13 protein-coding genes and 1 tRNA gene are annotated in these 13,005 nt (G+C 67.8%); 9 read left to right on the forward strand and 5 right to left on the reverse strand.

Going from position 1 to position 13,005, the window contains the following annotated elements; translation table 11 throughout:
• Positions 1-66: 66 nt before the first annotated feature.
• A complete protein-coding gene (locus tag ASG80_RS12320) occupies positions 67-1,032 on the reverse strand; it encodes an alpha/beta hydrolase (RefSeq protein ID WP_056731096.1) in 966 nt (321 codons plus the stop codon).
• Between the two features lie 228 nt (positions 1,033-1,260).
• Between ASG80_RS12320 and ASG80_RS12325 the strand changes: the two genes are divergently transcribed.
• Positions 1,261-1,755: a hypothetical protein gene (locus ASG80_RS12325; RefSeq protein WP_235508297.1), complete on the forward strand. Its 495-nt coding sequence runs from the start codon at positions 1,261-1,263 to the stop codon at positions 1,753-1,755.
• A gap of 25 nt (positions 1,756-1,780) precedes the next feature.
• Here ASG80_RS12325 and ASG80_RS12330 read toward each other — a convergent pair whose 3' ends face one another.
• Both ASG80_RS12330 and dcd read right to left on the reverse strand, forming a co-directional pair.
• Complete coding sequence (locus tag ASG80_RS12330; protein ID WP_056731098.1) at positions 1,781-2,452, reverse strand: hypothetical protein; 672 nt, start codon at positions 2,450-2,452, stop codon at positions 1,781-1,783.
• A gap of 4 nt (positions 2,453-2,456) precedes the next feature.
• Positions 2,457-3,062, reverse strand: coding sequence for a dCTP deaminase (gene dcd / locus ASG80_RS12335; RefSeq protein ID WP_056731100.1), 606 nt, complete (start codon positions 3,060-3,062; stop codon positions 2,457-2,459).
• A gap of 145 nt (positions 3,063-3,207) precedes the next feature.
• Between dcd and ASG80_RS12340 the strand changes: the two genes are divergently transcribed.
• From ASG80_RS12340 to ASG80_RS12355, 4 genes are all read left to right on the forward strand, one after another.
• Complete coding sequence (locus ASG80_RS12340) at positions 3,208-4,320, forward strand: ABC transporter permease (protein ID WP_056731102.1); 1,113 nt, start codon at positions 3,208-3,210, stop codon at positions 4,318-4,320.
• Positions 4,317-6,122, forward strand: coding sequence for an ATP-binding cassette domain-containing protein (locus ASG80_RS24450; RefSeq protein ID WP_082590254.1), 1,806 nt, complete (start codon positions 4,317-4,319; stop codon positions 6,120-6,122). The genes ASG80_RS12340 and ASG80_RS24450 overlap by 4 nt, the downstream gene beginning before the upstream one ends.
• Positions 6,119-6,712, forward strand: coding sequence for a TetR family transcriptional regulator (locus tag ASG80_RS12350; protein WP_056731105.1), 594 nt, complete (start codon positions 6,119-6,121; stop codon positions 6,710-6,712). Before ASG80_RS24450 ends, ASG80_RS12350 begins: the two co-directional genes overlap by 4 nt.
• An 80-nt stretch (positions 6,713-6,792) precedes the next feature.
• Positions 6,793-6,863: transfer RNA gene (locus ASG80_RS12355), tRNA-Gly, on the forward strand.
• 340 nt (positions 6,864-7,203) lie between these two features.
• On the opposite strand, the gene ASG80_RS12360 is transcribed toward ASG80_RS12355, so the two are convergent.
• Together ASG80_RS12360 and ASG80_RS12365 are read right to left on the reverse strand one after the other, a co-directional pair.
• Positions 7,204-7,830, reverse strand: a complete 627-nt coding sequence (locus ASG80_RS12360; RefSeq protein ID WP_082590256.1) for a hypothetical protein — start codon at positions 7,828-7,830, stop codon at positions 7,204-7,206.
• A 130-nt stretch (positions 7,831-7,960) separates the two neighbouring features.
• A complete protein-coding gene (locus tag ASG80_RS12365) occupies positions 7,961-8,683 on the reverse strand; it encodes a DUF2306 domain-containing protein (RefSeq protein ID WP_235508298.1) in 723 nt (240 codons plus the stop codon).
• Between the two features lie 155 nt (positions 8,684-8,838).
• On the opposite strand from ASG80_RS12365, the gene ASG80_RS12370 reads away from it, so the two are divergent.
• The 4 genes from ASG80_RS12370 (at position 8,839) to ASG80_RS24735 (ending at position 12,960) form a co-directional block, all read left to right on the forward strand.
• On the forward strand, positions 8,839-11,553 hold the full coding sequence (locus ASG80_RS12370) for a LuxR C-terminal-related transcriptional regulator (RefSeq protein ID WP_056731111.1): 2,715 nt from the start codon (positions 8,839-8,841) through the stop codon (positions 11,551-11,553).
• Between the two features lie 122 nt (positions 11,554-11,675).
• A complete protein-coding gene (locus ASG80_RS12375) occupies positions 11,676-12,359 on the forward strand; it encodes a hypothetical protein (RefSeq protein WP_056731113.1) in 684 nt (227 codons plus the stop codon).
• 71 nt (positions 12,360-12,430) lie between these two features.
• Positions 12,431-12,685 carry a hypothetical protein gene (locus tag ASG80_RS12380; RefSeq protein WP_056731116.1) on the forward strand — a complete coding sequence of 85 codons (255 nt, stop codon included), beginning with the start codon at positions 12,431-12,433 and terminating at the stop codon, positions 12,683-12,685.
• A gap of 50 nt (positions 12,686-12,735) precedes the next feature.
• Entirely contained in the window at positions 12,736-12,960 is a 225-nt protein-coding gene (locus ASG80_RS24735) for a hypothetical protein (protein ID WP_082590258.1), read from the forward strand.
• Positions 12,961-13,005: the final 45 nt, after the last annotated feature.

Below are 13,005 nucleotides of genomic sequence, written 5' to 3' on the forward strand. Positions count from 1 at the left end.
CGATGTCTCCGCGGCCGCGGACGGGTGGGCAGGCGTTGCGGGGGGCCCGCCCGCGGCCGCGGAAGCTCAGGCGCCGAGGATGCGGGCGACCCAGTTGTCGCGCGCGGCCAGCGCGGCCTGCGACATCGCCGCGTGCGGGGCCATCATGTCGAAGGCATGGAATCCGCCGGGCCACACGTGCAGCTCGGCCTGCCCGCCATCGGCCCAGATCTGAGAGGCGTACGCGACGTCCTCGTCGCGGAACACCTCGGCACTGCCGCAGTCGATGAACGCAGGCGGAAGGCCCGAGAGGTCTGTGGCGCGGGCGGGCGCGGCGTAGATCGACACGGCGTCGGTGCCGCGGCGGTCGCCCAGCAGGGCGCTCCAGCCGGTCACATTGCTCGTGCGGTCCCACACGCCGACCCCGTCGATCTGGCGCGTCGAGACTGAGGCGTCGCGATCGTCGAGCATGGGGCAGATGAGCACCTGCCCGGCGAGCGCGGGACCACCGCGGTCGCGGGCCATCAGGGAGACCCCCGCGGCCAGACCGCCGCCGGCGCTCCCACCCGCGATGATCAGGCGGGCCGGGTCGATCCCGAGCTCCTCGGCGTGCTCGGCGGTCCAGACGAGGCCGGCGTAGCAGTCCTCGACCGGGAACGGGTCGGGGAACTCCGGGGCGAGCCGGTACTCCACGGTCACGCACACGGCGTCGAACCGCTCGATCCAGTCGAAGATGGCGGCGATGCCCACGAAACGGTCGCCGACGATCATGCCCCCGCCATGGGTGTGATAGATGCCGGGCCCGGTGCCGGTGTGGCCCTCAGGGGCGAGCACCGAGACGACGATGTCCGCGCCCTCGTAGCCGGCGATCGTGACATCGCGGCGGGAGATCCCGCGTTCGGTCAGCAGGTCGTCGACGGGCGCGACCACGGTGGCGTCTCGCATGAACGGGATCATCTCGGGCGTGATGGACGGCGGAAGCGTCTCACCGAGGAGGCCGAGCACGGCCTCCAACTCGGGATCGAACGGCGGTCGGGCCAGCGTGTCGGTCATGGGGGAACTCCTCGATCGTGCATCACCTCGTCGTGACGTCTGCTCCGATCCTCAGGCGGGCGCTGGGGTGGTCGGAACCGCCGATCGCGGCCGGATCCAGTCCATTCTCCCGCCGTTCGGCGGACACGCGGCATCCGGGGCGTGGCGGCGGACGCCTCACGCGGATGCATCCGAGGGGCCTTTCGGCACTATGCCCGGTGTTATCGGACGGGCGAAGCTCAGAGGACCATGACCATCGACCCGTCGAAGACCGGGGACCAGCCCCGCCGCGTCCGTCGCACGTCGAGCGCCGCTACCCGACGATTCGGCTTCGCGCTGGCTGCGGTGATCAACGGCCTGCTGCTCTTCGTGGTGAACGTCTGGCCGGGGTGGCAGGTTCTTCCCTTCCTCAGCGACCGAATGGTCGAGGTTCTCCCCTGGATCAACGCGTCGCTCGCGGTGGGCATCGTCGCCAGCCTCATCAATCTGATCTTCGACCGACCTTGGCTGAAGGCGATCGGTGACCTGGCCACGACCGTCGTCGGCCTCGTGGCCATGGTCCAGCTGTGGACGGTGTTCCCCTTCACGTTCGGCGACTCGACCTTCCCGTGGGAGATACTCGTGCGTGCGTTCCTCATCATCGCGATAGCAGGATCAGCGATCGCGATCGTGGTGCAGGCGGTCCTGCTCTGGCGGGCGCTCCTCCGCAGGTCTCGCGCAGCTGTTCCGCCACCGCGCCGGTGAAGCCAGCGGTAGCTGCCCGAGGCGATCAGTCGGCAGACCGCCCCGCGCGCGCCGCGGAGGCGAAGAGCGCGACCGAGACGAGCGCGAGCCATACGACGAACGCGACCACGCCGAACACGGAGCCCCCGGACTCGGGGGCCGAGCCGACCACCCCCGACGCGAACCCGAGCACGAACGCCGCGGCGGCGACGAGGCTCGCGATGCCGACCCACCGCCAGGCCAGCCGGCGCTGGAGGAACGCCGGCGCGAGGCACGCGGCCAGTGCGGCGGCGGCCAGCACGTTGGGCACGCGCGCCTGCAAGCCGTCGAGCACCACGACCTGCACCGGCTCGGCGCCGGTGGAGGCGTAGAGCGCGGTCTCGAGGGCGCTCGAGACGAGCCCCATCGCGATGAAGACGCCACCCGAGAGGGCGACGGCGGTCGCGGTCACCGGCGCGCCGTCCTCGCGCAGCACGACCACGAGCGGTGCGATGAAGACGAAGCACGTGAGCAACGCGGCACCGAGCACCAGCTCGCTCGCGAGCAGGAGGCCGCGCGCGCTGTCGATCCACTCGGCGACCGCCGCGGGGTCGCTGCTCGCTGCTCCGGCACCCTGCAGCACCCGGTGCAGCGCATAGAGCACGACGAACGCGGCCGCGCCGGCGGCCGACCACCGGAGCCGCGCGGCCCGAGTCGTGCTCCCGCTCGACACGCCCACGGCGTCAGCGACCGTGCGAGCCCGCGTCGGTCACGCCGACATCCGTGCGGTGGAAGTTCTGGAACGAACGCGATGCCGTCGGCCCGCGCTGGCCTTGGTAGCGGGAGCTGTACTCGGCCGAGCCGTAGGGCCGCTCGCTCGGCGACGAGAGCCGGAAGAAGCACATCTGGCCGATCTTCATGCCGGGCCACAGCTTGATCGGCAGGGTCGCGACGTTCGAGAGCTCGAGCGTGACGTGACCTGTGAAGCCCGGGTCGATGAAGCCCGCGGTGGAGTGGGTGAGCAGGCCGAGCCGGCCGAGCGAGCTCTTGCCCTCGAGACGCGCCGCGACGTCGTCGGGCAGGGTCACGGCCTCGAACGTCGAGGCGAGCACGAACTCTCCGGGGTGCAGGATGAACGGCTCGTCGGGCTTCACCTCGATGAGGCGGGTGAGCTCGGGCTGATCCTCGGCGGGGTCGATGAACGGGTACTTGTGGTTGTCGAATAGCCGGAAGTACCGGTCGAGGCGCACGTCGATCGACGACGGCTGGATCATCGCGGGCTCGTAGGGCTCGAGCCGGATGCGCTCGCGATCGAGTTCGGCCCTGATGTCGCGATCCGAGAGAAGCACGCAGTCAGCCTAGCGAGATCTCGTGGGGCGGCCTCTTGCGGAAATTCCCCGAGTGATGGATTATCACGGGAGGAGGGTCGATTCGAGCGGATGACACCCCCGGGCGTTCCCGCGACGGAGTCCGCCGAGGCCGAAGGAGGCCGGCATGCGCGCGGTGATGGTCAAGGAGTTCCAGGAGCTGCGGCGCGACCATCGCACGCTCGCGCTCCTCATCGTCATGCCCCTGCTGCTGCTCGTGATCTTCGGCTACGCCGCGAACTTCACGGTCGAACACCTCACCGTCGCGCTCTTCGGGAGCGAGTCGTCTCAGGTGGAGGCACTCATCGACTCGAACGACGAGCTCGGCGATCGCGTCGAGGTCGTGTCGGTCGACGAGGACGGCGCCTATGACGACGCCGAGCAGCTGCTGGTCGACAACGGGGCGGATGTCGCGATCGTCGCCGACGGCGGCAGCGAGGTGCAGGTGCTCATCGACGGGTCGAACCTCTTCGCCGCGCAGTCGGCGCAGGTGCTGTTCGCGCAGGTGCAGGCGCAGCTCGCGCAGCAGCCGAGCGCCCCGACAGTAGACGTCCAGGTGCTCTTCAACCCCGACCTGAAGACGTCGTGGGTGATGGTGCCGGCGATCATCGGCCTCATCCTCACGTTCATCGGCACGATCATCACGAGCATCGGACTCGTGCGCGAGCGCGAGGCGGGCACGCTCGAGCAGCTCGCCGTGATGCCGCTGCGCCCGAGCAGCGTCGTGCTCGGCAAGATCTCGCCGTACTTCGTGCTGGCGTCGTTCGACATGGCCCTGATCACGACGATCGCACTGCTCCTGTTCAACGTGCCCTTCGTGGGCGACGCAACGATCTTCATCGTGGGAGCGGCCGAGTTCCTCTTCGTCACGCTCGGGATCGGCGTGCTCATCTCGTCGGTCTCGCAGACGACAGGGCAGGCCATCCAGCTCGCGATCATGGTGCAGCTGCCGCAGATCCTGCTGTCGGGCATGATCTTCCCGCTCGACGCGATGGCCGTCGGCGTGCGATGGATCGGCTACCTGCTGCCCCTGACCTACTTCACGATGATCTCCCAGGGCGTCATGATTCGCGGCGCCTCGTGGGACTCGCTGTGGCTGCCCCTCGTGGTGCTCGCCGTCATGGCGGTCGTCGTGTTCGGCCTCGCGGTCACGCGACTCGGACGCAGCATCTCTCCCGTGAAGCCGCGACCCCAGCCCGAGCTCGCGAGGGCCCGCCACACGGCGGAGGTGGAACCGTGACCCGCATCGCCGTCGACGGCATCGACGTCGACTTCGGGAAGCTCCGCGCCCTCGACGGCGTGAGCCTCACCGTGCAGCGCGGTGCGGTGACGGCGGTGGTCGGCGGCGACGGCGCGGGCAAGTCGACGCTGCTGCGAGTGCTCGCGCATCGCGTGCGCCCGAGCGCCGGCACGGTGTCGTCGCCCGACCGCCGGGACATCGGCTACCAACCCGCCACGTCGGGCGTCTGGGCGAACCTCTCGGTCGCCGAGAACGTCGAGTTCGTCGGCCGTTCGTACGGGATGTCCAGAGCGCGAATCCGTGAGCGCAGCGAATACCTCCTCGAGCGGGCGGAGCTCGCCGAGGCGCGCGACCGCCCGGGCCGAGACCTCTCGGGCGGCATGCGGCAGAAACTCGGCTTCCTGCTCGCGATCCTCCACGAGCCCGAACTGGTGCTGCTCGACGAGCCGAGCACGGGCGTCGACCCCGTGAGCCGGGTCGAGCTCTGGCGGCTCATCTCGGCGACCGCGGTCGGCGACACGGCCGTGCTCATGGCCACGACCTACCTCGACGAGGCGCAGCGGGCGACCTCCGTGCTCGCTCTCGAGAGCGGCCGAGTGCTCACGGACGGCGTCCCCGAGCAGATCATCCGGGACCTGCCCGGCAGCATCGGCCTGCTGCCCGAGGGGACCGACGAGCCGGGTGCGTGGCGGCGCGGCATCCGTCGTCATGTCTGGATCCCCGAGGGCGCCTCGCCCGGCGACGCCACGACGATCGAGCACCCCGACCTCGAGGACGTGCTCATCGCACACACGCTCCGGCACAACGGCTCGGCGGATGCCGCGGGGTCGGCGGATGCCGCAGCGCGGGCGGATGCCGCAGCGCGAACGTCCGAACGCCCGGCCGTCACCGTGCACCCGACCGAGGCGTCCCACGCCGCGCACCGCGCCGAACCGGTGATCGCGAGCGGCCGCGGCCTCACCCGCCGCTTCGGGCGCACCGTCGCCGTCGACGACGTGACGATCGAGGTGCACGCGGGCGAGATCGTCGGCCTGATCGGCGCGAACGGCGCGGGCAAGACGACCTTCCTGCGCATGCTCATCGGCCTCGACCGGCCCGACGAGGGCACCGTCGAGCTGTTCGGCGCGCCGCCCGACAACGCGGCGCGCCGCCGGCTCGGCTACATGCCGCAGGGCCTGGGGCTGTATCGCACGCTCAGCGCCGACGAGAACGTGGAGTTCATCTCGCACGTGTACCGGAGCCCGGCGGCCGACCTGCCCGGGTCGCTCAGGGCGGTCGAGAAGCGGCCCGTCGCCGAGATCGGCCTCGGGCGGCAGCGCCAGCTCGCGTTCGCCCTCACGCTCAGTCACGCGCCCGAGCTCCTCGTGCTCGACGAGCCGACGTCGGGCGTCGACCCTCTCTCGCGGGCGCGGCTCTGGGAGATCATCCACGAGCAGGCGGCCGAGGGGCGCGGCGTCATCGTGACGACGCACTACCTGCAGGAGGCGGAGCAGTGCACCCGGTTGGCCCTGCTCGCGCGCGGGCGGCTGTTCGCCTCCGGCCAGGTCGACGACCTGACGGCCGGCGCTTCGGCGGTGCTCGTGCGCTCGGACGCGTGGCAGGAGGCACTCGGGGTGCTTGGCGCGGCCGGGCTGCCCACGATGCTCGCCGGGCGCGACATCCGGGTTGCGGGCAGCGACGTCGAAACCGTGCGCGAGACGCTTGCGGCAGGCGGCATCCGCGCCTCGGCGGAGTCGGTGCCGCCGACCCTCGAGGAGACGGTGGTGCTGCTCGAGCAGGAGCCGGAGCGGGTCGGAACATGATCGGCCGGCGACCCGGCAGATCGACGACCCGCCAGGACCTCATCGATGCCGCACGGGTCGTGTTCGCCGAGCGGGGCATCGCCGGGGCGACGACACGGCTCATCGCGGCAGAGGCGGGCGTCGACCCCTCGATGATCCAGCACCACTTCGGCTCCAAGGACGGGCTGTTCCAGGCGGTGCTGGCGATTCCCATCGATCCCGCGAAGGTGCTCGCGCCGATGTTCTCGGCCTCGCCCGACGACGCCGGGCGCACGCTCCTCGGCCTCATGCTCGCCACGTGGGACTCGGAGGTCGGCTCCGGCGTCCTCGCGCTCATGCGCAGCGCGACCCAGGACCCCGCGATCGCCGAGCAGGCGCGCGAGTACCTGCTGCATCGCGCCATCCTGCCGATCGTCGGGCGCTTCGCACCCGACCCACGGCCCGACCTCGTCGCCGAGCGTGCGTCGCTCCTCGCGACCCAGGTCGCGGGCCTCGTGCTCGCCCGCTACGTGCTGCGGATCGAGCCGCTCGCGTCGGCGGACCACGAGTGGATCCTCGAGCGCATCGCGCCGACCGTGCAGCGCTACCTGACCGGGCCGCTGCCCGATTGAGCCAGCGCTCTCGCTGGGGGCGCTTCGCGACGGCGCTTCAGTTGCTACGATGGTCATCGCGCATCCCACGGATGTCGCACGCGGATGTAGTTCAATGGCAGAACTTCAGCTTCCCAAGCTGATAGCGCGGGTTCGATTCCCGTCATCCGCTCTGACCGGGGGTTTTATGCCCTCACCCCGTCTGGCTTTTGATGGCAGAAGGTGGCTTGTAGTCACTTATTCGTCACTTTGTTCTCAAACTCACGGCCCGAGACAGCTCGTTTCAGCAACTGAGGCACCGCTGCCGAGCGCATTGAGGCGTGACGAGGAGTCTGAGACACCGGGTGCGCCGATACTCCGCCGGATCGTCTCCTAGCGCGAGGCGCCGAGTTGGTGTCTCGAAAATCTATTGCTTTCCGAGACACCTACGCTGGCGCCTCTCGCTCGTCACGGCAAAGGGCGGGCCGGCGGTTCCTCCCCAGTGCGGCGTACATGGGGAGGGACGGCCGGATTCAGTTCGCTTGGACGAGCGCGGGCGCGCGGGAAGCGACGTTCGCGGAATTCAATCGGCCGGCTCGGATGAGCCAGATGGCGAGCAAGCTGACGCCGATGGCCAGGCCGACTAGTCCGACCTGCAGGACGGCCTCTGGGAAAGCGGTGCGAAGCGCGATGGGTACCGAGCTGATGACGCTCACGATGATCGCGATCTTGGGCGACTGGGCTACGCGCCACAGGGCGGCGTAGAAGATGATCGTTCCCACGAGGAACGAGATGGAGGCGACGGTGAAGGCGATCCCGAGCGGTCCGGCACGCAGTTCGCCGACGATCTCGGGTGCCACGTATGGGAAGACGAGGTTGATCACGAACTCGACGCCGACAAGGGCGACGAGTGAGGCGACGTAGAGGACGACGCCGATCGAGCCGAGGCGGCCCCGGATGGCTGGGGTGGCGGCGAAGATTCCCACGATGAGGCCGATCGCCATCAGTTGCGCGAGGGGTGCGGCGAGCTGGGTGGCGGGACTCAGCGCGAGTATCTCAGCACGCTTGGCAGCGTTGACGACGAGCACGATCGCGGAGATGAACCCTGCTGTGACGAATACGAGACTCAAAGATCTGGCTCGCGTGGCGGACTTGAGCATTGGGGCTGCTTTCTCTAGTTCTGAATGGCCTCAGCGGACGCCGAAGGCCAGACGAAAGTTACGGCGCCGTCTGGTGACCCGGCATCACCACACGTGGTGACTGGTGGGGTGATTGACAGCGGTTGGTTCTCTAGAGCAAACCCAGCTCTTGTGCTCGGCGGGTGCGTCGACGGTGGATGATGAGCTCGGCAACCGCAACGTTGATCACCCATGCGGACCCAATGGCTACGGCCCGGGACAGCTCGTGGGTTGATCCAAAGATGATTGAGCCGGGGATGAGCGTGATTGCCTGGGTTCCGGCTGCGACGCCGAGCGCGTAGGCGCGAGTCATCCACGCGCCGTGCGAGACGAAGTTGCGGCGAAGGATCGCGCGAACGGCGAGCACGATGCTCACGACCATGTACGAGCCGAATACCAGCCGGATGACGAAGAGGAGTTCGCCGTCACCGACGGCGTGGGGGTAGAAGGTGGTCATCCACAGGCCGGAGAAGGCGGCGATCATGCCGGCGGGTATGAGGATGCGTCCGGCGGTGCGGTGCCAGCTGCGCCTGCCCTGACGCAGTGCGGGGAGGAATTGGAATGCTCCGATCACGCTGAACACTGTCGCGGAGACGATGTGGAGAATCACGGGGATCGGCGAACCCGTGAACCGCGCTTGTGCCGGGATGATCGCCGGACCACCGCTCAGCTCGGTGAGGCGAAAGGCGCCGCCGAGAATTGGGATCAAGGTGAGGAGGATCAGGCCCGTGGGTATGAGCCACTGGCCGCGGGCGGCCCGGGTTCGTGTCGTTGTTGTGGTCATTAGCGACCTTCCGGTGTTATCTGCGTGCCAGTCAGAACGGCGCTTCGTCATGATTTGGGCTAGCTGGCGAGACAGAATCTACGAGTCGCCGTGGTGACGCGTCGTCACCACACGTGGTGATCGGTGTGGTGAGTTGCGATCGGGTGGCCGCAGGTAAGCTCGGCCGTTTCGGTCAGGGAAAAGCTCGGCGTCCTTAGGATGGCGTCATGGCGACTCCGGTCCTCGCGACCAAACTCTTCATCCCGCCACTACGGGCGCTAGCCGTTTCCCGCGCGCGGCTGATCGATCGCCTGCACGAAGGCCGCGAGGCGGGGCGAAAGTTGACGCTCATTTCTGCACCGGCCGGTTTCGGCAAGACGACACTGCTCAGCGAATGGATCGCTGACACCCAAATACGTGAACCAGACGCTCGAGTTGCGTGGCTGTCGCTCGACGAAGGTGACAACGACCCGTCACGCTTTCTCGCCTACTTGCTCGCCGCCATGCAGAGATCCGATCCAGGTACTAGTTCTGATCCGCCAGCCTCGCCAGCTTTTCCGGCGCGGCAGATGGAACTCGCCCTGACCGATCTCATCAATCAACTCGCCCAGGCGTCTTACAGGGTCGTCTTGGTGCTCGACGACTTCCAGTCGATCGAGGCCCCATCGATTCGCGAGGCCCTCACCTTCCTGCTCGACCATCTGCCGTCGAACCTGCACGTTGTGATCGCGAGTCGCTCTGATCCACTCCTCCCCGTTGCCCGGCTGCGGGGCGGCGGCGATCTGAACGAGTTTCGTGCCAACGACCTGCGGTTCACGCCGGACGAAGCCTCCACGTTCCTCAACCGGGTGATGGGCTTGGGGCTCTCGGTGGAAGACGTCGCGGCACTGGACACTCGCACCGAGGGCTGGATAGCCGGCCTGCAGTTGGCGGCCCTATCAATGCGGGAGCGCTCAGACATCGCCGGTTTCATCGAGGCGTTCACCGGTAGCAACCGTTTCGTCATTGACTACCTGGGCGAAGAGGTCCTGCAGCACCAGCCCGATCACGTCCGCGGTTTCCTGCTCCAAACCGCCTTTCTGGACCGGCTGAGTGGTCCTCTTTGCGAAGCGGTCACTGGGCGGGCGGACAGCAGCGAGCTGCTGGAGACTCTCGAGCGTGACAACCTTTTCCTGGTGCCATTGGACGACCGGCGCGAGTGGTACCGCTATCACCACCTCTTCGCCGACGTTCTCCGGGCGCGATCGTTGCGAGAGGACCGCGACGGCGTCGAGGCCCTCCATCGGCTCGCCAGCGAGTGGCACGAGCGGAACGACCTGCCTGAGGACGCCGTCAAGCATGCACTGGCGGGGGCCGATTTCGCGCGGGCGGCGAGCCTCATAGAGCGGGCATTGCCCGAGCTGCGCCGCGGTCGGCAGGATGCCACCCTGCTCGGCTGGCTCAGGCTGCTTCCCCATGAGACCGCCCGCCGGATGCCCGTTCTCGGCGTCTACTACGCGTGGTCTTTGCTCATCTCGGGGGACCTGGACGCGGTGGAGGACCGGCTGCGGGACGCCGAGCATGCGCTGGCCGCGACCACCGAGGATGGAGCCCTGGATCACGATTCGGCGGCCGGAGAAGAACTCGAGTCGCTCCCGGTGATGATCGCCGTCTACCGAGCAGCCCTGGCCCAGGCGCGGGGTGATGTCGCCGGCACAAGGGAGCACGCTCGACGTGCGTTGGAGCTCACACAGCCGGGGGATCATCGGGGGCGCGGCGCGGCTGGCGGGCTCCTGGCGTTGGCACTGTGGGCCGACGGAGATCTCGAAGCGGCAGTTCGGACCTTCGCCGATGCCCGGACCAGCCTGCACCTTGCGGGAAGCACCGCGGACATGCTCGGTAGCGCGGTCGTCATGGCCGACATGTTGTTGGTGCAGGGGCGGCGAGGCAGGGCACGCGAAGCGTACGAGCAGGCTCTGCTCCTCGCGTCAGGACAAGGCGAGCCTGCCATGCAGTCCACGGGTGACCTCCACGTAGGTATGAGCGAGGTGTGCCGGGAGGAGGCGGACCTGGAGGCTGCCACCATGCACCTGTCGGCAAGCAGGGCGCTGGGTGAGCGCGCCTCGTTGCCCGAGAGTCACTACCGGTGGTTTGTTGGGATGGCTCGGATCAATGAAGCCGAAGGCGAACTGGACGACGCACTCAGCCTCCTCAGCGAGGCGGAACACCTGTACGTCCCGGGCTTTCTCCCGGAGGTCCGTCCCATAGCGGCGATGAAGGCCCGCATCTGGACCGCGCAGGGGAAGCTTTCTGAGGCCCTGGCGTGGGCAGACGAGCAGGGTCTGTCCTCGTCGGATGATGTGAGCTACTTGCGAGAGTTCGAGCACATCACCTTCGCGAGACTGCTCGTCGCGCAGCACAAGGCCGACCAGCGAGAAGGTGCGATTCGCGATGCGCTGGCACTACTGGAGCGCCTGCTCGAAGCGGCACAAGCTGGGGGACGAATGGGAAGCGTGAACGAGATCCTGGTGGTGCAGGCGCTCGCCTACCAGGCACAGGGTCGGAGGTCGCAGGCCGTCGCGTCCCTGGCGCGCGCATTGGCCCAGGCAGAGCCGGAGGGCTACATCCGCCTCTTCGTGGATGAGGGGGCACCCATGGCGGCGCTGCTTGAAGAGGCCGCGCACGAAGGGATCGCTCGCGGCTATGTCCATCGACTCCACAGCGCTTTCCTACCCTCCCGAAACGCAACCACCGTCCCCCAGTCAAATGCTGCGGCATTGAGCGAGCGCGAGATGCACGTGCTCAGGCTCCTTACAACGGAGTTGAGTGGTCCGCAGATCGCACGCGAGCTCTTCGTGTCCCTGAACACCTTTCGCACCCACACCAAGCACATCTTCGGCAAGCTCGGGGTGAACAGCCGTCCGGGGGCCATCCGGCGGGCACAGGAACTTGGTTTGCTCTAGCGCGATCGTCAATCACCACAACAATCACCACGTGTGGTGATGACGCAACACCGCGCGCATCCGTAGATTTCGAGTCGTCCTTCGGCACCCGCCTGGGTCAATTCGGGACAAGGAGAGCGACAATGAGCATCACCACTTCCACCCTGACTCGCGCGGCCGCTGTGGCCTCGATGGTGGCGGGGCTGGTTTACATTCTGATCCAACCCCTCCATCCCAGTGAAGAGCTCGCCTCCGTCACCGGCAATGTGTGGGTGATAGTGCACGCTCTCAGCTTCTCCATGGCGATCCTTGGCCTGACAGGCGTGACGGGAATCTACCTTCGCCAAGTAAGGGAGTTCGGCGTGATTGGTCTGATCGGGTATGTCCTGTTCAGCCTCTTCTTCATCCTGCAGGCGGCATTCACGTTCGCCGAAGCCTTCATCGCCCCCCTGACCGCGGCTGGCTCACCAGAGCTCACCGTGGACTTGGTAGGGCTCTTCGCGGGACATGAGGCCGTGACCGACCTCGGGCCCCTCGCCGTGGCGGCCCCGCTGGGAGCCCTGTTCTACATCGGTGGCGGCCTGCTGTTCGGTGTCGCCGTTCTCCGCGCCCGCATCCTGTCACGCGGGGCCGCCATCCTGTTGATCGCCGCGTCCGCGATCACGCCGTTGGCGGCAGTCCTCCCGCATGAAGTCGAACGCCTTCTCGCCATCCCGGTGGGGGTCGCCTTGACCTGGCTCGGGTACTCCCTCTGGTCGGAGCAGCGAAAGAGCGCAGGAAGCTCAGGCAAGCAAAGCGCAGACGTCGCCCACACTCCCGCCGCCTGACGCCGAGAGGGAGCCCGTCGGCGAAAGGGCTCCCTCCGCGTGCTCGAACTACACCGAAAGGCGACATCGCGATGACCGAACCTCACAGACCGAGCACCGGGCTCGATCAGCCGGCATGGTATGAGGTCCGCCTCAAAGGCCACATTGACCAGCAGTGGGGTGATTGGTTCGAGGGCATGACCTCGACAACTGAAAGCGACGGAACGACAGTCCTTTCCGGCCCCTTGATCGATCAGGCCGCGTTGCACGGGCTGCTGAGAAAGGTAGGAGACCTGGGCATGACCCTGATCTCCGTCAACGTGGTCGAGCCCGACGACGTTGAGTAGCGACCTTGTCAGCAACGCCTCACGCGTTCGCACTCGGACGGACCGAAGGCGTGACTACGACAACCGGGGCGTCATCGCCGGTAACGTCCTCGTGGGTTAGGGCAACGGCAGCGACGAAGATCTTGATCGATCAGGCGACGGACCGGGTCGTGGGGGCTCACCTGCTCGGCCCCGGCTACGCGGAACTGGTCAACATCTTCGGGCTGACGGCGCTCACTGAAATTCCTCACTTTCGCTCACCGAAATTCCCCACCCTGGGTCGCTCCGTCGCATGAGGCGGGCCTCCCTCGATGCTGGTGGTCTCTGACCACACACCAGAC

This window comes from Agromyces sp. Soil535 (assembly GCF_001428255.1).
GTDB lineage: Bacteria > Actinomycetota > Actinomycetes > Actinomycetales > Microbacteriaceae > Agromyces.

Coding starts and splice junctions, on each gene's coding strand:
- ASG80_RS12340 (WP_056731102.1), top strand. CDS start 3,208: ATGCGCGCGGTGATGGTCAAGGAGTTCCAGGAGCTGCGGCGCGACCAT.
- ASG80_RS12320 (WP_056731096.1), bottom strand. CDS start 1,032: ATGACCGACACGCTGGCCCGACCGCCGTTCGATCCCGAGTTGGAGGCC.
- ASG80_RS12350 (WP_056731105.1), top strand. CDS start 6,119: ATGATCGGCCGGCGACCCGGCAGATCGACGACCCGCCAGGACCTCATC.
- ASG80_RS12375 (WP_056731113.1), top strand. CDS start 11,676: ATGAGCATCACCACTTCCACCCTGACTCGCGCGGCCGCTGTGGCCTCG.
- ASG80_RS12370 (WP_056731111.1), top strand. CDS start 8,839: ATGGCGACTCCGGTCCTCGCGACCAAACTCTTCATCCCGCCACTACGG.
- ASG80_RS12380 (WP_056731116.1), top strand. CDS start 12,431: ATGACCGAACCTCACAGACCGAGCACCGGGCTCGATCAGCCGGCATGG.
- ASG80_RS12365 (WP_235508298.1), bottom strand. CDS start 8,683: ATGACGAAGCGCCGTTCTGACTGGCACGCAGATAACACCGGAAGGTCG.
- ASG80_RS12325 (WP_235508297.1), top strand. CDS start 1,261: ATGACCATCGACCCGTCGAAGACCGGGGACCAGCCCCGCCGCGTCCGT.
- ASG80_RS12360 (WP_082590256.1), bottom strand. CDS start 7,830: ATGCTCAAGTCCGCCACGCGAGCCAGATCTTTGAGTCTCGTATTCGTC.